Source organism: bacterium (assembly GCA_030530825.1).
Classification (GTDB): Bacteria; Patescibacteriota; Saccharimonadia; order Saccharimonadales; family Saccharimonadaceae; genus Nanogingivalis.
Genome location: JAUMUF010000002.1, coordinates 19,082 through 45,521 on the forward strand (window position 1 = coordinate 19,082; position 26,440 = coordinate 45,521).

At 38.2% G+C, this 26,440-nt stretch carries 25 protein-coding genes; 4 read left to right on the forward strand and 21 right to left on the reverse strand.

The window, feature by feature from the left end:
* Positions 1-29 precede the first annotated feature (29 nt).
* Together Q4A21_03215 and Q4A21_03220 are read right to left on the reverse strand one after the other, a co-directional pair.
* Positions 30-245 (reverse strand): hypothetical protein, encoded by a 216-nt coding sequence (locus Q4A21_03215; protein ID MDO4902529.1) that lies wholly within the window; start codon positions 243-245, stop codon positions 30-32.
* A 205-nt stretch (positions 246-450) separates the two neighbouring features.
* On the reverse strand, positions 451-1,353 hold the full coding sequence (locus Q4A21_03220; GenBank protein ID MDO4902530.1) for a hypothetical protein: 903 nt from the start codon (positions 1,351-1,353) through the stop codon (positions 451-453).
* A gap of 89 nt (positions 1,354-1,442) precedes the next feature.
* On the opposite strand from Q4A21_03220, the gene Q4A21_03225 reads away from it, so the two are divergent.
* Positions 1,443-2,114, forward strand: coding sequence for a thioredoxin domain-containing protein (locus Q4A21_03225; GenBank protein MDO4902531.1), 672 nt, complete (start codon positions 1,443-1,445; stop codon positions 2,112-2,114).
* Positions 2,115-2,572: 458 nt separating this feature from the next.
* Here Q4A21_03225 and Q4A21_03230 read toward each other — a convergent pair whose 3' ends face one another.
* The 5 genes from Q4A21_03230 to arcA all read right to left on the reverse strand — a co-directional run bounded on the left by Q4A21_03230 (position 2,573) and on the right by arcA (position 7,975).
* On the reverse strand, positions 2,573-3,058 hold the full coding sequence (locus Q4A21_03230) for a hypothetical protein (GenBank protein MDO4902532.1): 486 nt from the start codon (positions 3,056-3,058) through the stop codon (positions 2,573-2,575).
* Between the two features lie 310 nt (positions 3,059-3,368).
* A complete protein-coding gene (locus Q4A21_03235) occupies positions 3,369-3,956 on the reverse strand; it encodes a TylF/MycF/NovP-related O-methyltransferase (GenBank protein MDO4902533.1) in 588 nt (195 codons plus the stop codon).
* Positions 3,957-4,034: 78 nt separating this feature from the next.
* Positions 4,035-5,621 carry a YfcC family protein gene (locus Q4A21_03240; protein MDO4902534.1) on the reverse strand — a complete coding sequence of 529 codons (1,587 nt, stop codon included), beginning with the start codon at positions 5,619-5,621 and terminating at the stop codon, positions 4,035-4,037.
* Positions 5,622-5,738: 117 nt separating this feature from the next.
* Entirely contained in the window at positions 5,739-6,728 is a 990-nt protein-coding gene (argF, locus tag Q4A21_03245; protein MDO4902535.1) for an ornithine carbamoyltransferase, read from the reverse strand.
* The gene (gene arcA, locus Q4A21_03250) at positions 6,728-7,975 is read right to left on the reverse strand and encodes an arginine deiminase (protein MDO4902536.1); all 1,248 of its coding nucleotides are present in this window, start codon (positions 7,973-7,975) and stop codon (positions 6,728-6,730) included. Before arcA ends, argF begins: the two co-directional genes overlap by 1 nt.
* 132 nt (positions 7,976-8,107) lie before the next feature.
* Between arcA and Q4A21_03255 the strand changes: the two genes are divergently transcribed.
* Complete coding sequence (locus tag Q4A21_03255; GenBank protein MDO4902537.1) at positions 8,108-8,404, forward strand: hypothetical protein; 297 nt, start codon at positions 8,108-8,110, stop codon at positions 8,402-8,404.
* On the opposite strand, the gene Q4A21_03260 is transcribed toward Q4A21_03255, so the two are convergent.
* From Q4A21_03260 to Q4A21_03325, 14 genes are all read right to left on the reverse strand, one after another.
* Positions 8,401-9,336, reverse strand: a complete 936-nt coding sequence (locus Q4A21_03260; protein ID MDO4902538.1) for a mechanosensitive ion channel family protein — start codon at positions 9,334-9,336, stop codon at positions 8,401-8,403. The two genes, Q4A21_03255 and Q4A21_03260, sit on opposite strands and share 4 nt — an antisense overlap.
* A gap of 51 nt (positions 9,337-9,387) precedes the next feature.
* The gene (locus Q4A21_03265) at positions 9,388-10,383 is read right to left on the reverse strand and encodes a HAMP domain-containing sensor histidine kinase (GenBank protein MDO4902539.1); all 996 of its coding nucleotides are present in this window, start codon (positions 10,381-10,383) and stop codon (positions 9,388-9,390) included.
* Positions 10,373-11,056, reverse strand: a complete 684-nt coding sequence (locus tag Q4A21_03270; GenBank protein MDO4902540.1) for a response regulator transcription factor — start codon at positions 11,054-11,056, stop codon at positions 10,373-10,375. Before Q4A21_03270 ends, Q4A21_03265 begins: the two co-directional genes overlap by 11 nt.
* 44 nt (positions 11,057-11,100) lie before the next feature.
* Positions 11,101-11,559: a hypothetical protein gene (locus tag Q4A21_03275; protein ID MDO4902541.1), complete on the reverse strand. Its 459-nt coding sequence runs from the start codon at positions 11,557-11,559 to the stop codon at positions 11,101-11,103.
* Entirely contained in the window at positions 11,559-13,259 is a 1,701-nt protein-coding gene (locus Q4A21_03280; protein ID MDO4902542.1) for a LamG-like jellyroll fold domain-containing protein, read from the reverse strand. The genes Q4A21_03275 and Q4A21_03280 overlap by 1 nt, the downstream gene beginning before the upstream one ends.
* Before the next feature lie 25 nt (positions 13,260-13,284).
* Positions 13,285-13,959, reverse strand: coding sequence for a hypothetical protein (locus Q4A21_03285; GenBank protein MDO4902543.1), 675 nt, complete (start codon positions 13,957-13,959; stop codon positions 13,285-13,287).
* Between the two features lie 62 nt (positions 13,960-14,021).
* On the reverse strand, positions 14,022-14,780 hold the full coding sequence (locus Q4A21_03290) for a TraX family protein (GenBank protein ID MDO4902544.1): 759 nt from the start codon (positions 14,778-14,780) through the stop codon (positions 14,022-14,024).
* A complete protein-coding gene (locus Q4A21_03295) occupies positions 14,761-15,918 on the reverse strand; it encodes a glycosyltransferase (protein ID MDO4902545.1) in 1,158 nt (385 codons plus the stop codon). The genes Q4A21_03290 and Q4A21_03295 overlap by 20 nt, the downstream gene beginning before the upstream one ends.
* The gene (locus Q4A21_03300; GenBank protein MDO4902546.1) at positions 15,918-17,336 is read right to left on the reverse strand and encodes a sugar transferase; all 1,419 of its coding nucleotides are present in this window, start codon (positions 17,334-17,336) and stop codon (positions 15,918-15,920) included. Before Q4A21_03300 ends, Q4A21_03295 begins: the two co-directional genes overlap by 1 nt.
* Positions 17,337-17,405: 69 nt before the next feature.
* Entirely contained in the window at positions 17,406-18,275 is an 870-nt protein-coding gene (rfbA, locus tag Q4A21_03305) for a glucose-1-phosphate thymidylyltransferase RfbA (GenBank protein MDO4902547.1), read from the reverse strand.
* A gap of 95 nt (positions 18,276-18,370) precedes the next feature.
* Complete coding sequence (locus tag Q4A21_03310; GenBank protein ID MDO4902548.1) at positions 18,371-19,372, reverse strand: glycosyltransferase family 2 protein; 1,002 nt, start codon at positions 19,370-19,372, stop codon at positions 18,371-18,373.
* Positions 19,362-21,596: a glycosyltransferase gene (locus tag Q4A21_03315; protein ID MDO4902549.1), complete on the reverse strand. Its 2,235-nt coding sequence runs from the start codon at positions 21,594-21,596 to the stop codon at positions 19,362-19,364. The genes Q4A21_03310 and Q4A21_03315 overlap by 11 nt, the downstream gene beginning before the upstream one ends.
* A 6-nt stretch (positions 21,597-21,602) precedes the next feature.
* A complete protein-coding gene (locus Q4A21_03320; protein ID MDO4902550.1) occupies positions 21,603-22,544 on the reverse strand; it encodes a glycosyltransferase in 942 nt (313 codons plus the stop codon).
* Positions 22,544-24,691: a glycosyltransferase gene (locus tag Q4A21_03325; protein ID MDO4902551.1), complete on the reverse strand. Its 2,148-nt coding sequence runs from the start codon at positions 24,689-24,691 to the stop codon at positions 22,544-22,546. The genes Q4A21_03320 and Q4A21_03325 overlap by 1 nt, the downstream gene beginning before the upstream one ends.
* Before the next feature lie 86 nt (positions 24,692-24,777).
* Here Q4A21_03325 and Q4A21_03330 point away from each other — a divergent pair, with 86 nt between their 5' ends.
* A complete protein-coding gene (locus tag Q4A21_03330; protein MDO4902552.1) occupies positions 24,778-25,377 on the forward strand; it encodes a hypothetical protein in 600 nt (199 codons plus the stop codon).
* On the forward strand, positions 25,349-26,440 hold a 1,092-nt coding region (locus Q4A21_03335; GenBank protein MDO4902553.1), incomplete at its 3' end, for a hypothetical protein. The genes Q4A21_03330 and Q4A21_03335, both read left to right, overlap by 29 nt.

The window sequence follows — 26,440 nt, forward strand, 5'->3', positions numbered from 1 at the left end:
AGGAGATTCCCGAAAATCTCCTTTTATACTTATAACTCAACTCGTATACCTAATACGCCATACTTTTGTTGCTTGTCTTGATCATAGAACTCGCTCAAAATCTCCAATAACTCCTTTTTGGTCATAGATCTATCTGCTAAAATATCAATTTCAAAATCACAAAAAAATTCTTCAAAAGATCTATATTTATTCAATCCGATAACGGTAGCGGAGAAGTTTTCTCCCAGACTATTAAAAAAACACAATATTATCCCCTAATTTTATCAACTGACGCTTTTCATCTGCGAGGCGTAATTCAATTCTTTTAGTGCCGTTTAAGATATAATTAAAATACCTGTCTTGAAGATTCATTTGGTGAATCATTCTTTTATCTTAGCACAAGATATAGGTAAAAACAATTTATAATCTAAAAAGCAACATCCATACTCAAAAGTCTACTATTGAATGGTTCTATTTGTTTTTAATCTTAGGCAAAAGTGTTTCCAGATGGAGCAGACCCAGATGTTGCCCCTTTTTATTTTTCACCACCGCGAATGTTTGGCTTGTGGCAAGGAGCGTTTCGAGCGAGTCAAGGACCGATTTGTCGGCTGAAAGGGTCAAAAATTCTCTTTCCATTACAGTCCGCACACGCTTAGAGTCCACAGAAATCTGCCCAATCTCAGACATTTTAACCACACCAAGCACTGCTTTGTTTTCTACATCCATTACTGGGAAAATCTCCCGCTTAGTTTTGAAAAGTTCATCAATTACAAGAGGCGTTAGCAGGTCCTTTTCATGAAGTATATCGAGTAGATCCAAGTTTTCTGCCCAATCTCCTACCCTTTCTTCGTGAAGTCTCGCAATCTGCTCCCACCAAATTGTCTCCTGCTCGGAGAGAATCTTCTTTTGCCCCCGCAAAAAGTCCAAGAGTTCCACCATAGAATGCGGTGTATAGGGCTTGGGCGCGGAAAGTTTGAGCAACTTTTTCTGCGTTTTTGGCTTCAAACTCATAAATACAGCGTAAATTTTGGGCGAAATTTCCTTAAAAATCTTTTTTGACACCCCTCTGGCAAAATCTGTCCGAGACAAAATAAATCCTGCCCCGATCAAACCAAAAACCACAAGGTTAGCATCCCAGAATTTCAGCATTCCAGCCACAATCAGCGCCAGTAAAATCGCCAATGCTGTCGCCAAAAATCCCCGTACACGGTTGAAAAGTGGCACCACTCGCTTCTTAATGAGCAATTTCTCGGCTCTTTTATCGCCTTCGCTGACGCGTCGGTTAATCTCGAATTCAGAAAATTCAACTTCTTTCTCCTTAATAGAAAGCACAAAGACCAGCACCAAATAAACAATTACGGCAAAAAATATCATAATTTTATTGTATCATACTGACCCCCTAAACACTACCTTTTTGTGCTTATTTGTGGTATAATTTGAAATGAACTAATTGAAAGGAGTTTATGGAGAAGAAAACTTTAATAATTTTTGCGGCGATTTTTGTTGGTTTTATGGGCTTGATGCTTTATTTTTCCAACCAAAATAAAATCGACCTAAGCAAATACGACCTCAATAAAATAATCTCAGCCGATAAAAATACTGGTGAGATCAAAGAACATATTTTCCAAAATGAAACCAAGAATCAAAAGGCTGTTTTGATCGAGTATGGAGATTATCAATGTCCATCATGTGCCACAATGAGCACTAAAATCAAGGCTTTAGCAGAAGAATATAAAGGTAAAATGACCGTTATCTTCCGCAATTTCCCGCTAGAAGGCCACCCAAACGCATTGAGCGCAGCAGCAGCGGCAGAAGCAGCAGGCCTTCAAGGAAAGTATGATCAAATGCACTCTCTTCTATTTGAAAAACAGAGCGAGTGGAGCCCAGCAACTATCAGCGAGCGAGGCAATTTTTATGAAAAATACGCCAAAGAAATCGGCCTTGATCTTGAAAAATTCAAAGAAGATATGAAGAGTGATGCTATAAACAAAAAAATCCGCTTCGATAAATTGACCGGAAAAGAACTCAAAGTTAACGCAACACCAACCTTGATTCTCAACGGACAAAAGTTGGATAGCAATACATATGGCGACGATTCCAAATTCCGTGAAGCAATTGAAAACGCCATCAAATAAACTTTAGCATTTTCAAACAAAATAAATAACCTCCCGAGAGAGGTTATTTTTTATTTTTCACCCTATTTATGTTCAATGTAGCGTTGCCATTCAGCAGGCACCACATCAACCTCAATCATTTTCTTCCTTGATGGAGGAAAATTGACTTTGATTGGCATTGGAATTCTCCTTTTTTAATGGAAACTTACGCGTTTCGACCTATTCTTTCTGTAATGAATTTTATTGTTTTAACGCAAGTCTGTTGTCTATTCTATCAAAAAAATTAGCAAAAGTCAAGAAGATATGCGATTTTTACGCGCACCTCCCAAAAAGCTTAAACGCCTTAATAACTATATTTTATCGTATTTTAAGCGCGAGCGCAATAGGTTTTTACTACTTTTTGAGATAATTTTGAGCGAATTTTTCTTCATATTCAGCCAATGTCCACTTTCTCCACTTGCCAGTTTCATTGTCTGAGATTATGACTTTTTAAGCGGGATTTTTTGCTCAATTAGCCAAGATTTCATTTTATCGAAGTTTTCTGCGCGGCAAACAAAGCCGTCATATCCCCATTCAAAGCACTTAATACCGATTCGATCGCCAGGCGTAATGCTGCCATTCAATTCAACAAAATCCTCAATCGCAAAATCAGGATAACCTAGAGCTTTCCCCAATAGAGTTGGTTTTTCGACGGGATTTTCCGCAAAGGTCATCTTCTGAGAAATATCAAATTTTCTCAAATCTTCAAAATTCCTAAATAGAAAAATTGTAGTGTAATAATCCGTAAAATCCTTCTTCCATTGTTTTTCAAACTTGGAATTTTTCTTCAAAAAAATCCTGACAGCCCAAAAAATAAATTTATCCGTCAAAGTATCGCTACTCAAAATATCGATAATCACCGATTCTCGCCTTCCTCTAAGGAATGCTACCAGAGTTTTTAGTTTGATTCTTGAAGATAATTTCATCTTACACCTTTCTTAAATATAGAAAAAGGCGAAGCAGGTTTCGCCTTATAGCTCATTTAAACGAAAGAAAATTTACCAGTCCTCGCATTGTGGGCATCCACCACCGCCGATATCTCCACTTTCAGGACATTCGTTATCATTACTAAATACAATAACATCAAACTTAGTCATTTTCTTCCTCCTTGTAAAGTACTCTCTAAAATCCGAGACGCCATTCTTGTGCTGGCTCCAGTAAATACTTCAACTTCCTTCTTAGTTAAAATACTACCCCTTGATATTATCACACTTCGCCCCCCCCTGTCAATAATCTTTAAGGTTTCATAAAGATCGCCAGCGTGGCTTCAACCTTTTTAGAAATGTTGTATTTTTTACACCATTCATCAACTGCTTTAGACGCGCCAGGTAGGGCGTGATTGCCGTAATCGTCCACCACAACAATCGCACCACTCTCGAGATTATTCCATATCAGTTCAAGCGGATCAAGAATCGAGCGATAATAATCACCGTCAAGAAAGGCAAAAGAAATCTTGGGCGGGATTTGACTTTTGTCAAGAGAGTTGAACCAGCCCTTGGTGATACGAGGCATTTTTTGAACACCAGACTTTCGAAGATTGGCGATAAGTTGCTTTTTAGTAGCGAGAAGTTCACCCTTTTTGAAGGCTTCACCGAGAGAGTTGACGTCTTCTTGAGATTTTTCTGGCAATCCCTCAAAGGAATCGTAAAGCCAGAGAGATTTTTCATTGCCCCACTTTTCAATTTCTTTCGCCAAAAAAACAGATGTCGTGCCAACAAAGCAGCCAAATTCAACCGCGTCACCCGTAATATCGCGAGTTTTGGCCAATTCCCGCAGAATCACCGCAATTTCTTTTTCATCAACTTGATCACTCAGTAATTTCATATTTACATTATATATTTTTTCAGGCAAAAATAAAACAGTCTCGATCTAAAACCGAGACTGTTTTGATAGATTTAAAATCTATCGTCCAATTCCCATAAAGAAAATCACAGCCAAAGAAATCGCCACAAAAACAGCCATAATTGGCAGAGTTCTCTTTACCCAAGCCTTGTAAGAAACTCCCGCTATTGAAAGTCCGGCCAAGAGTGAGGCAATTGTTGGTGCAATCATATTGAGCACACCGCTCGCAGTCGCAAATGCCACAACTGCAACTTCTTTAGAAGATCCAGCAAGTTCTGCAACCGGCGCAATAATTGGCATAGAAGCCGTCGCAAGACCAGAACTTGAAGGAATAATAAATGACATTGGAATGTAGAAAATATATGTCAAAACACCAACAAGCGGTTTTGGCACATTTTTTAGAGCCATTTCACCCCAATAAACAATGGTATCTTGAATTTGGCCCGCAGTCATAATCTCACCAATCGCTGCAGCGACAGCGATGATGAATGCAACACTCACCATATCAGAAACACCCGCAAGGAAAGAATCCGTCATAGTGGTATTTTCTTTCTTGAATTCTTCTCGATAGATAATACCCATCAAGAAAGCAGAAATCAAGAATAATGCAGAGATCTCATTAAAATACCAATCACCAAATGGCAAAGCGTGGCGGAAGCCAAACAACGCACCAATTCCAGGCAATTCTACAAAATAATTGTGAATATCTTGGAAGATATTGATGTTAAACTTACTCCAAGGAATAAGTGAAAGGATCATAATCGCAAATGTAACACCAAATACTCCAACGATGAACTTTCGCTCCAAAGTATATTTTGGCAAATTACCCATATCGAGCGCAGCAATCTTGGAAGATTTCAAGCCTTCTTCTTTGATTTTACCAGCCTTAACTTTGGCAGCATATCGCATCGTGAAGAAAATCGAAGCACCCAAAGTTAGCGCCAAAATCAATCCCTGAACTCCAATAATATTTCCTAAAGAAACATCCGCCGCCTTAGCAGCAACACCTGTTGAGAACGGGTTGATTGTTGAAGCTAAAACACCCGATCCAGCACCAAGCACAATCACCATAACAGATGTCATAGTATTGTAGCCAGCCGCCAACATAATTGGCACAACCAATGCATAAAAAGCCACAGCCTCTTCTTGCATACCGTAAGTCGTTCCACCAATTGCAAAAAGCGTCATCAGAATTGGAATCAACCACTTTTCTCGGCCTTTCATTTTAATCAAAAGTCCGCCGAGAGCAGCATCCAAAGCCTTGGTTTTCATCACAACACCAAGGAAGCCACCAAGAATCAACACGAACAATATCACATCGATACGGCTAATCATACCCTTAACTGGCGCCAAGAAGAAATCCCAAACACCTTGTCGAAGGTCGGTAGTTTCAGTGGTTTTTTCACCAGTAGTTTCGTCAACTTTTTCTGTAACTTGGACCTTTTCAATCTGTTTGTATGAGCCCTGAACGATCTTAGCGTTGTCACCTTCACCAACTCGCTCATATTGTCCGCTTGGAATAATCCAAGTCAAGCCAACAATCAAGGCGATAATCGCAAACAAAACGCTGAACGCATTTGGCGATTTGAAAACTTTTTTCTTTTTCGAAGGAGATTTTACAACCTTCGAAGGTTCTTTTTCAACCATTTCGTCTCCTATTATTTATTGATATTTTCCCACCCGCTGTTTTATCTTCTCGCTCGAAAAGATAAAATTACGGGCAGAAATGATGAAATGGGCGAAGAAATCTCCGCCCGTTTCAAATTACAGCGTAAGCGCCATAATCGCTTTAATTGTATGCATTCGGTTTTCGGCCTCATCGAAGACAATCGACGCCTCGCTCGAAAATACATCGTCCGTGACTTCCATCTCCGTAATGCCAAATTTTTCGTGCATTTCTTTCATGACCTTAGTGTCGAGATCGTGAAAGGCTGGTAAGCAGTGCATAAATTTGACATTTGGGTTACCAGTTGCTGCCATCAAACGGCGATTAACTTGGTATGGCTGGAGAAGTTTGATGCGTTCTTCGTATTTATCTTCTTCACCCATCGAAACCCAAACGTCCGTATAAATCACATCTGCACCATGAACAGCCGCAAAGACATCATCAGTGATAGTGATCTTGGCGCCAGTCTTGGTTGCTATCTCGCGACACTTTTCAATCAAAGAATCTTCTGGATGAAGGCCATTTGGCGCAGCGATACGAAAGTCAAGACCCATTTTTGCCGATCCAATCATCAAGGAGTTAGCCATATTGTTGCGACCATCGCCGACAAAGACCAATTTAACACCTTTGAGGCGGCCAAGATGCTCTTGAATTGTCAAAAAGTCAGCCAAAATCTGCGTTGGATGATATTGATCCGTCAAGCCATTCCAGACTGGAACACCAGCATGAGCGGCAAGTTCTTCAACGGTTTTATGCTCAAAGCCACGGAATTCGATACCGTCGAAACTTCGACCAAGAACTTTAGCAGTGTCAGCGATGGATTCTTTTTTACCCATCTGAATATCATCTTTGCCCAAAAATTCTGGGTGAATACCGAGATCTCGCGCCGCCACAGTGAAGGCGGTTCGAGTACGAGTTGAGGCCTTTTCGAAAAGCAAAGCAATCTGTTTGCCGTCGTGGATTTTGTGCGGAATGCCCGCCCGCTTCAAACGCTTGTATTCTGCCGCCACATCGAGCATAAAGCCGATTTCTTCTGGCGTGAAGTCAAGAAGCGTTAAGAAATTTCGATTTTTAAGATTGAAAGCCATTAAATTTCCTCCCTCCAAATTGGCATTGACATACAACGTGGACCTCCTCGGCCTCGACCGAGTTCGGCACCTTCAACCTCGATAACTTCAATGCCCGCTCGTCGAAGCGCCTCGTTAGTTACATAGTTACGGTCATAAGTCACCACTACGCCCGGCGCAATCGCCAAAGTGTTGGAGCCATCATTCCACTGCTCACGAGCGGCAGCAATTGGGTCGCCATCACCACAAGGGATAAGAATGGCTTCTTCGAGCCCCAAAACTTCTTCGAGAGTTTGCTTGAGGTTTTTCTTGTGAGTGATTTTTGGCTGTCCAGGAATGCCAGAATCTTCAAGAATATAAATATTAAGTTCGCCCTCACCTGTTAAAATCTCAGGATGAACGGTAAATTTGTTGCGGTCAATCATCGTGAAAACTGTGTCAAGGTGCATAAACGCACGAATCGCAGGAATTTCAATCGCTAAAATCTTCTTAAAATCTGAGAATTCAAAGAGTTTAGCAGCAGTTTTTTCAATCGCTTCAGCCGTAGTACGCTGAGAAACGCCGATCGCGAGAACTTCTTTGGAAAGAACAAGTTCATCACCACCCTCCATCGAGAATTTATTGTATCGATCAAACCAAATTGGCACTTCTTCACCAGTTTTAGTTGAAGCAAATCGTGGGTGATAACGGATGATATACTCCATAAATAGACTCTCGCGGCGGCGAGCAGCAAACTTCATCTTATTGATTGTGAGGCCATTACCAATCGCGGCGGCTGGGTCGCGCGTAAAGTAAAGATTTGGCATTGGGTCAAGAATAAATGGATAGTCATCTGCGAAGAAATTATTGAGATGAACTGTTTCTGTTTTGGCCTTAATTTCATCTTTTTTAACGCCGGCCATGATCTTTCGAACAAGTTCGAGCGGCTCAAAACTGCCCAAATAGCGCATCAAATCATGCGTAATTTCTCGCTCACCTTGCTTGGATGCGCGCACAATATCAGAGATGAAGCGCCATTTGATTTCATCATTATAAAGCGCCTCTGCAGCGAGTTGGTCAAGGTAAAGCACTTCTACACCGCGTTCGCGCAAAACCTCAGCAAATTTATCGTGCTCCTCTTGAGCCTTTTCAAGATATGGAATATCGTCAAAAAGCAATCGCTCCAAATAATCCGGCGTCAAACCTTCAAGTTCTTTACCTGGACGGTGTAAAATTACTGTTTTGAGATTTCCGATTTCACTGTTTACATTAATCGGCTTATCGTTCATTTTCCCTCCCATTAAGTTTATGCTTTCATTATAGCACTAAAATCCAATTTTAGCAAATATTTCTCACCTTGATTTATTGAGAATAATGTGTTATAATTAAATCACTTTGGAACATTAGAAAGGGGTGAAATTATGGCAATTTACACCGTTTCACACAAACATCTCGCAAAAACTGCCGAAATGAAAATCTCCATTAATCCCATAGCGGGATACGTGGAGAGGCGCCAGATGAACGCGATCTGTCTTGGATTCAAGCGGCTCACGGGATATAAAAAATATATCCATTACGGGGATTTGCGCTTCAAGGAGAAAAAAGCACCTCAAAACATCGAAGAAAAACCAGATATTGGTGGCGCCTGCGACAAAGATTGGTGCAATCATTGCCGTGTAGGCGATTATGAAAATTGCCCCAATCGCTATAATACCTAAACCCGCTTAGCTGGCGGGTTGTTTTTTGCTTTGGCGATTAGCCTACCAGCCGCCGCATATCCAGAGATTCTCTTTGAAATCGAAGCCTGATCATGAACCACAACTTGCGGAAATGGAAACTCGATGCCATTTTGGTCAAATGCCTTCTTCAGCATTCGCCTAAATTCACCCGTAATTGAATACTGCTCGCCCGCCTTAACGCGACCAAGACAATTGATCTCGATCTCACTTTCCTTGAACGCAGAAATCCGCACAAATCTAATCGGCTCAATAATAATTTTAGCAAATCTATCATCTTCTGCCATCTTTAAGCCAACCTCATTTATCACCTTTTCTAGATGATCTATATCCGTATCATACGCCACGCCGACCTTAAAATTGACATTGGCATATCTGAAGGACATATTGGTTGTAGCCTCGCTGGCACCATTTCTAATGCTATGGAGTTTACCTTCACGGTCACGAATCTGCGTAATCCTTAGCGACATGTTCTCCACCTTACCAGTCATCAGCCGACCGGCAATCTGAATTTCAATAATATCGCCCACACGATACTGATTTTCCAAAACGATAAAGAAGCCGGCCAAAATATCACGAATCGTATTTTGCGCACCAAAACCAATCAGCGCACCAATCAGCCCAGCCCCAGTCATCATCTTAGCAACATCAACGCCAATTTCACTCAAAAACAAAATAACCGCATAGATCCAAATCACAATATCGAGCGCAGTCTTGGTTATCCGAGAAAGCGTGCGTGAACGCTTTTGAAGATCTTCGCTCCGCTTATATCTGCCAATCCGCCTCTGATAATGAAACAAAACATCAATCACACGGTGCATCAACCAACTTGCAGTAATCGCAAGAATTATAACCACAGTCGCCTGAATCATATCCTGCTCAAAAAACCACTTTAAGAATTTTCCAATATCCATAAGATTATTTTACCATCTCCACGCAATAAGCGCAAGCATTTAGCGGATTTATTACTTAATTTTTATGCCAAAGGTTGAGCCTTTACCAATTTCACTCTTCACAAAAATCTCAAAATTATTCTTTTCTGCCAACTTTTTAGCGATCGCGAGACCTAAGCCGTGAGATTTATCTGCTTCGCCACGAGTTCTGGCAGAATCAACTCTACAAAACCGCTCAAAAATCCTGCTCTGATTCTCTTTCGAAATACCCTCGCCGTTATCTTCAACTTCGAAAATCGCAACTCTTCTATCTTTTTTACTTCGAATTTTTATAATTGAATTTTTATCAGAATATTTTATAGCATTATCTAAGAAAATTGTTAAAATCTGCCCAATTGCCAACCGATTGGATTTTATTTTACAGTCAAAATTAGATTTTTCAATCTTAATATTTTTCATCATTGCCTTATTTTTTAATTTTTCAACAACAGATTCAATAGCCACAGAAGAAGAAAATTCTTCAATCTTTACATCACTTTTGTCTACTTTTGTCAAATTAAGCAAATTTTCTGCCAAATTGGAGAGATTTTGGATTTCTGCCACATTTTTTTGCAAGATTTCTCGCGATTTTTGATCTGTTAATTTAGGCTTCCTCAGCGCAATCTGGTTAACCGCCAACATCGCCGCCAGAGGCGTCCTAATCTCGTGGCTTGCATCAGAAATAAACTGAGATTGGAGTTCAAAATTCTCCTCAATTGGGCGGAGAGTCCACCTAGCAAGCCCAAGACTGACAAATCCGCCCAGCACCAAAATCGCCAAATTCATCACGACAAGCGAAGAAATTATCTGTGCTTTGGCATATTCTTGCTGTTCTATCAAACGATTCTCAAAAAAAGAAAAAAATTCTTTCTCTCGAAGTTGGAATTCCGCCCCTTCTTGGTTACGCGGAGGCTTTTGCGACATATTTACTGAAAAAATTGCAAAAATTACAACCGAGAAAAAGATCGAAATCGCCATAATTACCGCTAAATAACTGGCCGAAAGTCGCAAAACCTGATTATTTTTCATTTGACAAATCCTCTATTTTATAGCCAAATCCAGAAACCGTGTGAATCAATTTTTTATCAAATGGCTTGTCGATTTTTCTTCTTAAAAACATCACAAAAATTTCAACATTGTTAGGTAAAATATCACTATCAAAATCCCAACAATGTGCGATAATATCATCTTTGGAGCGGACAGTGCCAGCATTTCTCATCAAGAATTCAAGTACAGTGTATTCTTTGGCCGTGAGTTTGATCGGACTACCCGCCCGCTCAACAGCCTTGGTAGCAGGATCGAGGGAAAGATCCGCCACGCGCAGAACTTCATCAATTTTATCTTTTGGCCGTCGAAGAAGCGCTCGAATCCGTGCCAAGAGAACTTCAAAATTAAACGGCTTAGCCAGATAATCATCCGCACCAAAGTCAAGTCCTGCCACCGTATCCTCAACCTCGGATTTGGCCGTCAACATCAAAATCGGCGTAGAATTACCGTCCTCGCGCAACTTTTTAACGACCTCAAATCCATCCATCTCAGGCATCATCACATCCATAATTATAGCGTCGTAATCGCTGGCTTGAGCCGTCAAATAGCCCTCTTGACCATCCTCAGCCACATCAACGGCATATTTCTCATCTTCAAGTCCCTCTTTTAGCGCCTCACGAATCGCCCTGTCATCTTCAACAATCAATAACTTCATAATTCTATTTTACGCTAAAACGGCTTTAATTTCGCTTTAAGTGTCTATAGCGCTTCAAAAATTGCTTCAATTTTACTTTGAAGTCTTTCAAAATCTCGAAATTCGGTTTCAATATCGTAAATCCGCCCGTTAAAAGACAAAATCCCCCTTCGAGAATGATAGTCTTGACTCGGAACACCATGCGCAACCATATTGCGGATATTCATCCATCGCTCAAAACTTTTATGGTCAAACGGAATGTTTTTTCTCTTTAGGATAGAAGTAAAAACTTTGATTTTATCGTTGAGTCGAAGTCTGCCAGCAAACATAAAATCCTCCATAAAAGCACTTTGCTTATCTGGAGAAACATAATACGCAGCAATAACTTGATTCATCCTTAACTCTACCGCATTAACTCGCTCCACAATCATTCCGATTTTGGCGTAATCAGTAAAATCTTGGTCTAAATATTTAGGATTATTTCTAAATACACTGCGACGAATTTTCCTAAAATGACGCGACATCAATACAACTTCCCAATATCATAATGCTCTTTAACCTGAAACGGCGTCAAAATTGTATCGTAAAGCGCCGCATTCCTGATAGATCCCGTAAAGTGAATTGGTCCATCAAATCGCGTATTGTCCGCATGCCGCCAGTTAGCAAGCCTACCGCAACCTATCTTCCAGTATCCAGTGGTATCTTCCGCCCTCGTCATCGAGGAACTATTAGCCACCAACTGACCGTCCAGATACAGGGAAGTTCCAGCAGTTGTAGAGAAAGAAACAATCACATGATGCCAATTATTGTCAGCGTAATTTCTGCCAGCTGGACTATTTATAAAAGTTATGCTTCCATAAAACAGCCCGAAGACAATTTGGCCGTTTTTGTCTATATATAAATTGCGGTCGTTTTTGCTGTCTCCAGTGAAGGGATCGTTGCCGAAACCCATAATTTTACCATTAGATTTTTTCGAAGTTTTAAACCAAGCTTCGAGCGAAAAATTAGTAGGACTTACTAAGCGGGCCGAGGAGTCAGCGATACAAGTATCTGCACCGTTAAAAACCAAAGGAGTTCCACCATCGCGAGAGCAGATATTCGAAGCTCTATCTACGGTAAAGTTTCCTCGAGGCTGTCCATTTCTGGCCCTACCTTGAGAGTCTGTCCCCGCGAGATTATTATGACTTGCCATAATCGAATTCATCTGATATGCAAAAGTAGGTTTAGGCTTAGCGTAGTGCGATTGAGTTGCTCCACATGTAAAATAACTGTTTGTCCGAGCTATATTCTGACTATTCGAAATTCTTGCTGTAAATGCCGCCAATGAAGATAGCTGGAGAACCAAAATCAAAACAGAAATAGCAATAATAGCTGCAAACAATATAAAATTTATCCGCTTTTCCTTGGCTATTTGATCGGGCGTAAGTTCATCCACATATCTTGAATCAGGAATATCCACCATTAAAGCCACGATTAACGGAATTAAGCACCATAGCGCAACCAAAACCATCCCCCAAAAACCAAGAGACGGTCGAGGGATATATACAAACCTCCCCTGATCATCAATTTCAGTCAAGTGGACGGTATTAGTTTCTCCAGCAAAAAATCGACCACCCTTTTCATCCCTTATCGGGAAAATGCCAGTATTAACAATCCGCATATTGGCGCCCTTTTCGGTATTAGGAGCATAGCCAAGCATTTGAACTCTCATCCAAGGGTTGAGTATAAAGGTCGCTATCATCACAACAACAGAATATCCTATCAACCTAATTGGCCAACGCCACGGCTCATCAATTCTCTTGATACAAGAAATGAGATAAACAATAATCAGGCCAATCGTCAATATTGGCAATGCACGCCAGATCCAGCCAATATACTTCCCAATGAATACAGCTGATCCGATAATATTATATTTCTCAACAGGCAAAGAATCAGCAAAATCATTCAAATCACCTTTTGTCTTAAATGTGCCATCACGATTTTCTTCAATAATCCTATGTGTATAAATTTTACCACTTCTATAAAAAGATATAATATCGTCTTTAGAATATTGATTTTTATCCTTAGAAATAACCAAAGAACCAACAGGAGCAGTCGTCCCCATACTTGGAGTTTCTATGAAGAAAAATCTATATCCCAAAAGGAAAGACCCCAACAATAATCCTACCATTAGCAAGACTACTGTTGAGATAAAAATTAAAGACTTCTTCCCTATGTTAAGCATATTTTATATTATAGCAAATTCACTCCTACGCACCAAATTGCCAAGTTATAGGTTGAGAAATTTGAAGTCCCTGATGGGTTGCGTCAGCAGAATTGTCAAGAGATACGGCAAAAGTTAAAGGAATCTCATCATTAGGATTGATTGTTTGCTTTCCGAGTTTTTCAAGCAGGTTAATGGTTTGAGCATCTTGGAATTGCTTAGCGGTGCCTTCAAAAATAGTAGTAGCGCCAGATTTTAGAACAACTTTAACCTTTTCGCAAAGAGTGTTTGTGCCAGCACCTGAATACGAAGCACCAGCAAAAGCAGAAGCCGAGCAAGCCTCTCCCTTAACAGTGAAAGCATTAGCAGGAATATCCCCTGTGTTAGAGATTTTAATTGTAGTTTCTTTAGCTGGCTTACCAGGAATTAGTGGCTCATTAGTGCCTCCATACTTATTGATAGTTCCACAAGTATGTGAATTTCCTGCCCCCAACTTACTCTCACAACTTACTTCACCAGAAGCTCCAGGGCCAGTTTCTTTCATCACCAAAGAGGCAGTTCTCGCAGTATTGACAGAGTTTTGGATTTGCGCAATAAGCCCAGCCATCGCAGGAGAGAGCGCAAAAACAAGCATCAAGCTCATAAAACCACCAACAAGCACCAAGCCAACGCGCTGTTTCTTAAAATAATAATTTTCTTTTCTTTCGTCCTTTTGACTCATAATTTTCTCCGTTAATTATATTTTCATAAGAATTATACCATAAAAACATAAGCGTGGTCAAGTTAGAGACCAGCAACAAAAATCAGATATAAAATCACAATATGAAGCGGATAAATTACATAAAAAAGCCATTTAAGATTGGCGCCTTTCCGTCCATTATATGCAAGCATAAAAATCACCGCCACAAACATCATCCCCTGCTGGAATGGCTCAATCGGACTTGTGGTCAAAAAATGCCAGCCAGAAAACATTAGCATAATTATCACAATCGCTAATTTCGAATTTCGAAAAATATAAAGTAGTATTCCCAAAATCACAAACCAAAAATGATATTCCAGGTAAAAAATCGACGGCAAAAATCCAGAGAGGATCTTTCCCTCCATTTCATCCCAATTCATCACTCGTAAAATAATCGCGTGAAGCAAGACTGACACGAAAGCCACTAGGAGAATTTTAAGAGATTTGCGCCAATTATTTTTGAGGTTTTCTAAAATCGAAATTCCGATCCCGATAAATAAAAAATTAAGAAAAATATTGTGTTGCGGGTAAAATTTAACCGTCTTTTCTTGCCAAAAATAAAGAAAAACAAGGTTAATAATGCTCATCAAAACACCAAAAAGATAGAGCCGAAAAAGTTGCAATCTTCTATTTTTTATATGATAATATCCCCAAATAAACGCAAAAATAAATAGCGGAAACGCCACGCGACCAATCAGACGAAGCATCGGCCCCCATTGTCCAAATTGATCGTAAAAATAATAACCAATATGGTCAATCAACATCGCAATTAGCGCGATGATTTTAATGGCGGATGTCGTCATTTTGACCTTCTGGACTTAATTTTTCTGAAATTTTTCCATTGACAAATTCTGCAAAATATTTCTTAAAATTGTCTTCTGAGAATTTTTTAGCCGTTTTTGAAATTTCTTTTTTATCAAAATTTATCTTTTCGAATTTCTTAATCGCTTCCTCAAGACTTTCGACTGTCTGCTCGTCAAAGAATACGCCGTTTTTGCCCTCAATAATATAATCGCGCGCCCCGCCCTGACTGAAAGCCACCACTGGAACGCCAGCACTCAACGCCTCAATAGGCGCAATTCCAAACGGCTCAAGGCTAGGAAAGACAAATCCGTGCGCCTCGGCCACAATTTGCGAGAGTTTTTCAGTGTCGTGAATCGGAGAAATAAATTCAATATTTGGCGAATTTTCAGCGAGATTTTTGAGTTTTTCATGCTCTGCTCCAGTTCCGACAAGTTTTAATTTTACACCATTTTTCTTAAAAACTTCAACTGCTAAATCAAGCCTTTTCCAATTAACTTGACGAGATGTAGAGATAAAGTAATCGCCCGTCTCGGAAGAAATTTCAAACTTCTCCGCATCAACTGGCGGAAAGATGATTTGCGATTCTCTACCATAATATTTAGCAATTTCATCTTGAGAATAAGTAGAATTAGCAACTAAAAAGTCTGGCCTTTGCGCAAATTTATAGTCTAAATTTCTAAGCGGCTTAACTAAAAGTTTGAAAAAAAATCTCACCAAAAAATTCAACTTGCCAAAACCTGGGTTCTTGACATAATCGTCAAACATTGCCCAATAGTATTGGGTTGGTGGACCTTGAAGATATGAAACATGAAGTTGGTCATTTCTCGTTTTTATCGCCTTACTTTCTGCGCAACAGATCGAAATCACGACATCATATTCAGATAAGTCCAATCTCGAAAAATAAATCGCCCTAAATACGCCCAAAAACTTTCTGAGTCTGGGTGAGAAAAAATTAACCCAACCCGTCCTAATATCCTTATCCTCAAACCACTTGACTTCTTTCTCAGAATATTGCGAAGTAAAAATAGGCGCATCCGGAAAAATCTCGCTCACCGCCAAAACAACTTTTTCCGCCCCGCCATAAGTTGTCAACCAATCTGTTACGATGGCGATTTTGGGCTGATTTTTCTCTGGCATTATTTTGCCCCTCTTCGAAAAATCACGCTCGCCACGGTCTTAAATAAAATCTGAATGTCGAGCAAAATCGACCAGTTTTGGACATAATAAACGTCCAATCTGCGCCTCTCATCGAAAGAAATATCTCGCCTGCCCGACACCTGCGCTAGTCCCGTCACGCCCGACTTAACTGCCAAAATTACATCCTTTTTCTTGTATTGGTTGATTTCTTGCGGAATCAAAGCGCGCGGCCCCACAAGAGAAATCTCACCTTTCAAAACATTAAAGAGTTGCGGCAACTCATCCAAAGAGGTTTTGCGAAGGAGCGCGCCAATCTTAGTCACGCGCGGATCATCATCCAATTGGTCACCGTTTTCACGATATTTTTTAGCAAGTTCTGGCTTGCCCATTTTTTCGAATGCTTCTTCTGGTGTAAGACCATCAAATTCTGCCTTTTGTGAACGGAATTTATAGATATAAAATTCTCGATTAAACCTCGTCAAACGCACCTGGCGGAAGAAGATCGAATCCTTTGGCGAAAAAATCTTCATCAAAATTGCTATCAATAACATAATTGGAGAAAAAATCAATAGCGTCACGAGACTTATAGAAAAATCCATAAAACGCTTCCAAACGCGACCAATTCCAAAAAGTTTAGTTACTTTAATATCAATAATTGGCAGTCCGCCGACGATCTCAACGGTATTGAGTGACGACAAAAGCCTATCTTGCTGAGGTACAAACATATAACTGAGGTGTTTTTCGATAGCAAAATTGTAAATTTCTTCACTTCTAACATTATCGGTGTGAATTATAATTTCTGGTCGAAATTTTGAAACCGCCTCACGAAAAGTAGAAAAATGGCGCGGGCAATTTTTAATCGGCAAAAATTCTGGCCTTGAAACCATCCCCAAAACGTCGTATCCGTAGTCGATATTTGTCGCAAAAAACTCCGCCAACTCTGTCGCGCGAACATTATTGCCCACAAGCAAAACTTTATGGCGCCCAATTCCACCACGAATAAGTAGTCGATTGACAACTCGAACAATTTCTCGCCCCGCAATCATCAAGATAAAATTAATCGCGATAAAATAAATAGGAATAATTCGAACCGGGAAAATTTCTTCACCGGAAAAATAACTAAATGCAATCAACGCCATCACATTAAAGATCGACGCCAAGAAGATTCTACCATATTCCTTGGGACGATAAAGAAAGATCGCGCGATCATACAGGCCGGAAACGCGGTTGACGATCAGCCAGAGCGGCACAAAACTAACCGCCAAAATCAAAAAATTAAAGGTATGCGCCTCGAAATAAAATGGTCGACTGTCAATATTTACCCGAAAATAATACGCTAGCGCCAACGCTGATACAACAGACGCGACATCGGATATTGTTAGCGCAATTCTAAGAAAAACAGATTTATCGTATTTCATTACATCTATATTTTACCATTTTTTCGCAAAATTAAAAAGCACTCTTTTCGAGTGCTTAAACCGTTGGAGTTATTCTCCAAGCAGGCGAAGGAGATATTTACCATACTCATTTTTCTTGAGTGGCTGAGCCAGTTTTCGAACATCTTCCGCCGAAATCCAGCCCTTTCGAAATGCAATTTCTTCAAGATTGGCAACTTGCAGATTTTGCATTCGCTGAACAGTCTCGATATATTGCGATGCTTCGAGAAGGCTTTCGTGCGTGCCTGTGTCGAGCCAAGCAAACCCGCGAGCCATAATTTCGACCGAAAGTTTACCTTTTTCGAGATAAACTTTGTTAATATCAGTAATTTCAAGTTCGCCTCGAGCGCTTGGTTTGATATTTTTAGCAATCTCTACAACATCATTGTCATAAAAATATAGACCTGTGACCGCATAATTCGATTTTGGATTTTGCGGCTTTTCTTCGACAGAAATAGCTCGCATATCTTTATCGAATTCCACCACACCAAACCGCTCCGGATCTTTGACGTGATATCCAAACACTGTCGCACCATCTTGTCGCGCAGCCGCTCGAGCAAGCATATCGCTCAAGCCATTACCGTAGTAAATATTATCGCCGAGAATCAAACAAACGTTATCATCGCCGATAAATTCTTCGCCAATAATAAATGCTTGCGCCAATCCGTCAGGACTAGGCTGCTTGGCGTAAGATAAATTTATCCCCCAATCAGATCCGTCACCAAGAAGTTCCTGAAATCTTGGTAGATCCTGCGGAGTAGAAATTATTAAAATTTCACGAATCCCCGCAAGCATCAGAGTTGAAAGCGGATAATAAATCATCGGCTTATCATAAATCGGCATCAATTGTTTCGAAGCCGCACGAGTCAACGGATAGAGACGAGTCCCAGACCCGCCAGCAAGAATAATACCTTTTAACATAGCATTATTTCCTTTCTTAAAAGTTATAATAGAAAATCTATTTAATAATACTATACAATATTTCTTGCTTATAATCAATATTAATAATTAAAAGATTATTTTTTAATCCGAAGGAATTCTTTAATTCGATTCACTTGTCGAAGAGGCAATTGATGGAGTAAAATACTTGAGATGTATCTGTTCGAAACAACTTTACTTTTTTGGATTTTATGGCGCTTATGTAAAGATTTTGGAAGTAACAGTAGACTTTGACCCAAGCCCTTCAAAGCGAATTTCAGACCGCCTTTTGGAATTTGGTAAAAAATAAACGCTGTATAAACTAGCATAAATTTTGGCAACATCCAAACAATCATCGGAAACGGCACATTCTTCCAGAAAACTTGCGGAAGATTTTTGAAAACCTGATTAATTGTAAAACCAGGTATCTTTGAACTAGTCGCAGAATGCTTATGTAACACAACAGCAGATTTTTCATACCAAATTTTATAACCAGCCAACTGCATGCGCCAGTCGATATCAACATCTTCATTATAGGCGAAAAAATCTTCATCAAAAAGCCCAATATGCTTAAAAACCTCTGTAAGATATAGAGTCGCTCCACCTGTTGCGCCAAAAACCAGTCCGCTTTCTGGTGCGTTTTGTTTTGGCTCGTTTTCGTTTCGAAGTGCCGGAATCCCCCAGGTCGAAAATTCATCGCCCGCATCGTCAATAAATTCACCGGTCTTATCAAGCATTAAACTTGTAACTGCGCCAATTTCAGGCGAATTTTCGAAAGCCTTTTCGAGATTTTCAAGCCAATTAGGCTCAGCAATCGTGTCGTTATTGAGTAACGCTACCGCATCAAAATTATTTTCAATCGCCCACTTAATGCCAATATTAACCCCACCAGTAAAGCCAGTGTTCTTTTCTTCTAAATGAAAATGTAGATTTTTATGCTTAATCTTTGAGAGTTCTTCTACAGACTCATCACCAGAGCCATTGTCAATCAAAAAAATCTCAAAATTTTTATATGTCTGATCAAAAAGCGCGGCTAAACATTTTTTTGTATCACGCCAACCTTTATAGTTCAAAATAACTACTGCTATCTTACTTTTCATAAACTTCCACAATATCTTTTATTTTATTATTCCAATCGAATTCTTCTGCTGTTTTTCTCGCTGTACAAGATATATCTTTTAACAACATAGGGTCTTGGGTTAATTTATCGATTTTATTCACCGCCCCTTCAATATCGCCAGAGGCATAAACCAAGCAATTCTCTCCGTCAACCGCATATGTTGCGTTGCCTTCATTTTTAGCCAATACAACAGCCCCACCTGTAGCCATCATCTCAAGAGGTGGCAAAGAAAAACTTTCAGCCACAGAACTTTTAATAAGAATGTCGTGATTGGAATATATTTCCGCAACTCCTTCTGGAGAGATTTTAGTGAAAATATTATCAAAATCATACCAATCTTTATGCTCGCCATTGTAAGTTAGGTATGAAATCTCAATTTTGTCGCGATCAAGTTTTTTTACGATCTCAAAAGATTCATCAACCTTTTTATTTTCAGCAGAGCAATTACCTTCGATGAGGATTTTAATCTTTTTACCTAAAACTCTTTTTTTGAATTTAAACTTAGAAAGATCAATTCCGTTAAGTATAAGGTCAGATTCTCTGCCAAAATCTTCCTTCAGCCAATCTTGGCACCACTTAGAAACAGTCAATATTTCTATATTTTTATCAGCATAGGTCTGGGATACTTCGCCCCTTAGTTTGTCATTTTCTGGGTAAAAACCAACTTCATAACCCTGAATGAGATACTTCTTTTTACTATTTCTGTTTCGAAGTCGGGGATAATTTTTAACAAAATTATTACTGGACCAAAAAGTAGCAATCATTTTGTCAAAAGTCATATCAAGGTTAACTTTATCGGACAATCTTGATGAGTTTATTCTAAATATATCAAAGTTTTTATCGTCTTCAAGATTAGCATCGACCCATTTATCCTTTTTAGAATACGGCAAACTTTCTACTGCGTAAACAATTTTGCCCGCATTTCTTAGGGTCTCCATATGCTTTTTAATTACGATGTTTCCGCCTGAAATATCAGCAAGGCTAACTGCGCTAAAACAATAAACTTCTGGAGTGATTTTTTCGATAAAATTTCTTAATTTAGTCGCATTTTTACCTATTGTCTGGTAATTTTTTATAACAAAATTATACGCAGAATCGGCGATATTAAGTCTAAGATTATCATCGTCTATCAATTGTTTTATAGATTTATACCATTCTTCAGTATTGTTTGCGGGCAAAATTCCTGTTTCTCCATTTTTAATAGAATCACGAAAGGATCCCATATCGCTAGCAACCACCGGCACTTTAACCAATGCAGCTTCCATCCATTTAATCTCACTTTTTGCTCTATTAAACAAACTATCAATCAAAGGAGAAAGAATAATATCACATTTTCTAAGTTCAAACGGCAAATCCCTCCAATCTACATATGGCGTAAATATAAGCCTATCTTCATATCCAGTGAATTCCTTTGGCGCATCAATTCTTCCTGCTAACTTAACACGGACCCTTTCATCTTCATCCATGATCTTGGTTAAGGCAGGCGCAATCATCTGAAAATCCTCATTGTGAGTAGATGTTCCTGAGAAATATCCTACAATAATCTTGGTTGGATCTTTTTCAACTTCAGAAATTGCTTTATTAGAAAAATAAATCATCTCTTGGCTGGCAGCATTTCTGTCTATAAAAACTTCTTTGAAATTAGGATATTTTGAAAATTCCTCTGCTATCTGATTGGTTGTAGCAACGGCATAGTCGCAATGCTCCATAATTTTCTTATATCTCTTAACTCCGTCATCATAAAGATCTCTATCCTCTTTGTTTAGAGCCTGAACGGTAGGTATTTCGTCAGTATATTTAGTGTCTATAACCAAATCATCAACCGTATAGACCAATGCCTTATTGCGTTTTTTTGCCTCCTCAAAGAATTTTTCAAAACCATTCATCCACGGGCAACGATAAAAAATAAAAGTATTATAAAATTTAGCATGCTCCGGCTTTAATTTATGATAATAAATTTTATCCACTGTCAATCCAGCCGAGGTAATTTCCTCAATCATATGATCCGCTCTATATCTATCCAATAGAGGCTCGTCTATTGATACAATCAAGACGTCCTTAGCATTATCCGTGAACGAAATTGGTGTAACCCTTTTCTTGATCGCAATTTTTGCCTGAAAAACAAACTCTCTCAATCCCCCATTCCTTAAAATAAAAGAGACTGTTTTGAGTTTAGATTCTATATATACCAAAAACTTTTTCATTGTGATCTACCTCTTCAATTTATTCTTAATGCCAATAATTTTATTTCTTAATTTTATAAAAATTGAATCTTCATATTCTGCTAATTTTATTTCAAGACTGCTTATGCTTGAATGTAGTTTTTTATTTTCATCAGCCAAAATATGATTTGTTGTATACATTTGACAATCTTTTTCTAAAAGAGAATTTATTACGCTGAGCCTATTGCTTTTAGATATTTTATCAGAATATGACAACTGCGTATTTAATAGTTTTTTATATCTTTGTTCTATTTTACTATAGTCTTCAGGGTGAGAGTCGGAATTTTGATTTATTCTATATACAGTAGTTATATCTTGAAGATGCGTAAGTTTAGTTCTGAGAAATAATTCTAATTGTATATTGAACGTGTCATCAATAGCGTCATCTGGTAGAGTCTTATTTATGTCTCTCATTAAATCAGCCTCAACAAGCCATGTTGATGCCATAGTAAATCCAAGAGTAGTCAGCATCTCATCAAAATCTTTTGGTAAATTAATGAAACCTGAGGCAAAACTCTTTTCGCAAATCGTATCGCCTTTCTCATTTATTGTTTTAAAGTCTGAATTACACCATTTAGAATCGTCATCTTTCTCCAGCAAATCAACTTGCTTCTGGAGTTTATATTTGTCAATCCAAAAGTCATCTCCGTCGCATCGAGCAATATATTTACCTTTCGCCTCTTGACAAATCTTCTTCCAAGTTTTTGTGATGCCCATATTTTGCTTATTTTCAAATAGCCTAATTTTTTTAGGATATTTTCTAGCATAATCCCTCAATATATCTATAGAATTGTCTGTTGATTTATCATCGATAAGTATAATTTCAAAATTAAACTCGGTGATCTGCATCAAAAATCCTTCGATGGCTTCTTTGATCCACTCACCTTTATTGAAATTGGTACATATAACTGAAACGAGAGGTTTTTTCATTATCGCAAAACCTTTCTCGCGATTTTTGCAAGTAATCTTTTTGATGCTCTTAAGAAATTTTTCAGCGAGCCTCTAAATGACTTCAATATTTCAATCTCACTTTCCAAGTTTCTGGTATGAACATTAAAACCAGCGATGGACTCCTCTAGTTTCTTCAAATGTTTTTTGGTGTAAGAAATTTTCCAAAGCATAAAATCTTCGTAATCATATTCAAGAATTGCAAGCATTTGGTTGTAGTCGTCTTCATGCAACATTTTAACAGTTTTGTCAATATTTAATTTTGGCCAAAGATCGTTTTTTATATAATCAAAAACATCCCTGTGATCAGATTTTGAATTTTCAGTCGCATAAAAAGTAAAGTACGAGTGCTGAACTACCCCAGCCCGAAAAGCCTCGTGAATTTTTTTATTCTTCGGAAAATTCTCTTTTATGAATTTATCGATCTCCAATAAAGCCTTTCCAAAATCGAATTTTTTATTAGACATAGTTTTGGTAGCAGAAGAGTAATTGTCTATTCTATAAAAATAAACATCTTGATTTATGGCCTGTATTTTTTTAGACAAAAGCAAAGATTTCACAACAAAAACTAAATCCTCGCCCATCCTTATGTCTAGAGGGAATTGTATTTTATTTTTTACTATAAATTCTCTTCGATATAATTTGGACATAGGCATATTTAAACCATCCCAAAAACGCAGAATTTCAACTTCAGAAGAATTATCGATATTAAAAATTCTGTCAGTAGGTATGAAAGGATTATAATATGTATTCAGCGAATCACCATCTCTAAAAATTACTCTGGCGCTCAATACATCAACTTCATCTTTAAGTTGCGATACCATTTTTTCAATCCCATCACCCACTAAAGAATCATCAGAATCAACTAGAGTGAAGTATTCTCCACTAGATTTCGAAATTGCAACATTTCGAGCATTAGAAACTCCTCCATTTTCGATATGGAAAACTTTAATTCTTGAGTCTCTAGATGCATATTCATCACATATTTTACCGGATTGGTCAGTAGATCCGTCATTTATAATAATTACTTCAATCTTAAAATATGATTGGTTAATGACAGAGTCAAGACATTCTTCCAAGTATTTTTCAGCGTTATAAACTGGTATAATTACAGAAATTAGTGGCTTAGACTTATACCAATCGACCAAGCCATCACTATTTTTTTCTATAGCAACCTTTAACATTTCAGCATAAAAGTCATTGCGTCCAGTCTTTTTTAATGAATAATCAATTTCACTAGAATATCTTCTCAACACTTCAATCGAGTTAGAAAAATCATCACTATTTTTCAATAACGTATCTCGCAATACAAAATATCCAATACACCCCATAAAACTATTAAATATTTCTGCTTTATATTCGGAAAAATATTCAAGTCTTTTATCTGCAAGATTGGCAAAAAAATCACTTCTGGTAATCTTCTCGCCATTGTAGTGATTAACATATGGCTTTTCTTTATAGTTTGCCGTAATAGAATTTGGGTTTTTTCTGTAAAAATATAATTTCTGGTCGACTATAGAAATCTTATGCGCGGCGGCATAAAACATTATAGACATAAATTCATCTTCATTGATTTTATAATTCGAAACACTCCAATCTACTTCTTCTAAAATGCTCCTTCTAAAAATCTTACCCCAAGCAGTTTGTGGAAAAATATTTTTCGAACTAAAATCCTCTCGAATCCATCGAGGTATAAATTCATCTCTTTTCCAGTACAAAGTTTTTTTATTTTTAATATCAGATTTTGGCTTTTTGTCCGTAAAATAAGTATATCCACCAACTGCAATATCACTATCTTCAATATCTTCTAAAAGTCTATCTATAAAATTTAGGTGTAAAATATCATCAGAATCAACAAACGTAATATACTCACCCCTAGAAGCCTTAAACCCAGTCTCACGAGCACCATTCAAGCCCTTATTTTTTTGCCTAATAAGTCTAATTCGCTCATCTTTTTCAATAAAACTTTCAACAATCTTGTAAGATTCATCTGGAGAGCCGTCATCAACGACTATAATTTCAATATTTTTATATGTTTGGTTTACAACACTTTCAAGACAATCTTTAATATATTTTTCTACATTATAAACGGGTATAATTACAGATACGAGACTACTTAGATGATTCATATTTATTATTATACCATACTTCCATAAAAATCAATATTTGACACTTATATTAAGTTTATGTTAAAATTGTCTTAGGAGAAACACTTATGAAAATACAAAACACTCAAAAACCAAACAAAAAAATCATTATTACTACTTTAATTATCGTATTAGTTGCCGTCGGTGCTTTCGGCTTCATGATATTAAACAATCAAAAAAATGAAAGCCCTTCAAAAACACAAACCACCACTTCAGAAAAAAATGAAAATAAAACCGAATCATCAAAAGATTCAACAAAAGAAAAAAAGACTGAAGAATCTCAAACCAAGACTGAGAGTAAACCCCTAACTTCAAATTCTGACACCCCTAAACCTCCAGAAGTAAATACTTCAACTCAAAAGACAACCTTCGTCGTAAATTCAAATTTTCAGATTGAAGACGGAAAATTAAGGCTATCTGCAATTATAGATGCTCTATATGTAGACGAAGGAACTTGTCAATTTATTCTAACCCACTCAAATGGTTCACAAAAAATATATGACACCACAATTTTGCCAAGCCCACAACATAAGCACTGTTCTGCAAAAGAAATTCCTCTTTCAGAACTAGGTCAATCTGGCGACTGGACTTTCAAAGCAAAATATGAGAATACCAAATTAAATTATGAAGGAGTATCAAGTGATAAAAAATTCAAAATTGAATTATAGAATACTGACTTTTTGCGGTATTATATCGCTGATTGCCGGTTTCTTCACGATATCTTTTATTGAAAATTTGAATTCCAAGGCCGTCAGAGCCACCGATTTTAACCCTGGCCGAATTATCGATGATGAAGTTTTCTATAATAAAGATGCCATGAACGTTCAACAGATCCAAGACTGGCTCAATCAGCAAATTGGCCATTGCGATGTTTGGGGAACACAACCAGCAACAGACTGGGGTCGTGGAGATATTACACGGGCACAGTTTGCCCAGCAGAAGTGGGGGGTTGGTGCTCCTTTTGTGTGTCTAAATCATTATCATGAAAACCCAGAAACTCGTGAAACATCTTATGAAAAAGGAGGTGGATGGTTTCAAGGCGGAATTTCTGCTGCACAGATAATCTACAATGCCGCCCAAAAATATGGAATAAATCCACAAGTACTCCTAGTTCTTCTAAAGAAAGAATCTTCTGGTCCACTTACCAATGATAAATGGCCACTTAAAAATCAATATAAATATGCTATGGGATATGCCTGCCCAGATAGTGGTCCTGGATATTCTGCCGCCTGCTCAGAATCAAAATCAGGTTTCTATAAACAGATGGATCTTGCTGCTTGGCAATTAGATTATTATAAAAAGAACCATATGTATGGTGGCTATTCCTTAAGGCTCGGCTGGAATGATATTCAATATTCTCCAGATCCAGCATGCGGAACCAAAAGAGTTAATATAGAAAACGTCGCAACTCTAAGTCTATACATCTACACACCCTACACACCAAATGATGGTGCGCTTGCTAACTGGCCAGGAACTTCACACTGTGGAGCATATGGAAACAGAAATTTCTTTATGTTCTTTAATCAGTTATTTGGATCAACTTATTCCAATAAATCACGCTTTAATGTTTCCGGAAAAATATTCGATCGCTACCAACAACTTGGCGGAGAAAATGGTAAATTGGGTCGTCCTGCAGGAGAAGAGCAAAAAATATCAGACGGATCATATCAGCAATTCGAAAAAGGCTTCATCATTGGAACTGGCAGAACTGGATACTGGGAGTCTATGGGC

Coding starts and splice junctions, on each gene's coding strand:
- Q4A21_03220 (MDO4902530.1), bottom strand. CDS start 1,353: ATGATATTTTTTGCCGTAATTGTTTATTTGGTGCTGGTCTTTGTGCTT.
- Q4A21_03225 (MDO4902531.1), top strand. CDS start 1,443: ATGGAGAAGAAAACTTTAATAATTTTTGCGGCGATTTTTGTTGGTTTT.
- Q4A21_03230 (MDO4902532.1), bottom strand. CDS start 3,058: ATGAAATTATCTTCAAGAATCAAACTAAAAACTCTGGTAGCATTCCTT.
- Q4A21_03235 (MDO4902533.1), bottom strand. CDS start 3,956: ATGAAATTACTGAGTGATCAAGTTGATGAAAAAGAAATTGCGGTGATT.
- Q4A21_03240 (MDO4902534.1), bottom strand. CDS start 5,621: ATGGTTGAAAAAGAACCTTCGAAGGTTGTAAAATCTCCTTCGAAAAAG.
- argF (MDO4902535.1), bottom strand. CDS start 6,728: ATGGCTTTCAATCTTAAAAATCGAAATTTCTTAACGCTTCTTGACTTC.
- arcA (MDO4902536.1), bottom strand. CDS start 7,975: ATGAACGATAAGCCGATTAATGTAAACAGTGAAATCGGAAATCTCAAA.
- Q4A21_03255 (MDO4902537.1), top strand. CDS start 8,108: ATGGCAATTTACACCGTTTCACACAAACATCTCGCAAAAACTGCCGAA.
- Q4A21_03260 (MDO4902538.1), bottom strand. CDS start 9,336: ATGGATATTGGAAAATTCTTAAAGTGGTTTTTTGAGCAGGATATGATT.
- Q4A21_03265 (MDO4902539.1), bottom strand. CDS start 10,383: ATGAAAAATAATCAGGTTTTGCGACTTTCGGCCAGTTATTTAGCGGTA.
- Q4A21_03270 (MDO4902540.1), bottom strand. CDS start 11,056: ATGAAGTTATTGATTGTTGAAGATGACAGGGCGATTCGTGAGGCGCTA.
- Q4A21_03275 (MDO4902541.1), bottom strand. CDS start 11,559: ATGTCGCGTCATTTTAGGAAAATTCGTCGCAGTGTATTTAGAAATAAT.
- Q4A21_03280 (MDO4902542.1), bottom strand. CDS start 13,259: ATGCTTAACATAGGGAAGAAGTCTTTAATTTTTATCTCAACAGTAGTC.
- Q4A21_03285 (MDO4902543.1), bottom strand. CDS start 13,959: ATGAGTCAAAAGGACGAAAGAAAAGAAAATTATTATTTTAAGAAACAG.
- Q4A21_03290 (MDO4902544.1), bottom strand. CDS start 14,780: ATGACGACATCCGCCATTAAAATCATCGCGCTAATTGCGATGTTGATT.
- Q4A21_03295 (MDO4902545.1), bottom strand. CDS start 15,918: ATGCCAGAGAAAAATCAGCCCAAAATCGCCATCGTAACAGATTGGTTG.
- Q4A21_03300 (MDO4902546.1), bottom strand. CDS start 17,336: ATGAAATACGATAAATCTGTTTTTCTTAGAATTGCGCTAACAATATCC.
- rfbA (MDO4902547.1), bottom strand. CDS start 18,275: ATGTTAAAAGGTATTATTCTTGCTGGCGGGTCTGGGACTCGTCTCTAT.
- Q4A21_03310 (MDO4902548.1), bottom strand. CDS start 19,372: ATGAAAAGTAAGATAGCAGTAGTTATTTTGAACTATAAAGGTTGGCGT.
- Q4A21_03315 (MDO4902549.1), bottom strand. CDS start 21,596: ATGAAAAAGTTTTTGGTATATATAGAATCTAAACTCAAAACAGTCTCT.
- Q4A21_03320 (MDO4902550.1), bottom strand. CDS start 22,544: ATGAAAAAACCTCTCGTTTCAGTTATATGTACCAATTTCAATAAAGGT.
- Q4A21_03325 (MDO4902551.1), bottom strand. CDS start 24,691: ATGAATCATCTAAGTAGTCTCGTATCTGTAATTATACCCGTTTATAAT.
- Q4A21_03330 (MDO4902552.1), top strand. CDS start 24,778: ATGAAAATACAAAACACTCAAAAACCAAACAAAAAAATCATTATTACT.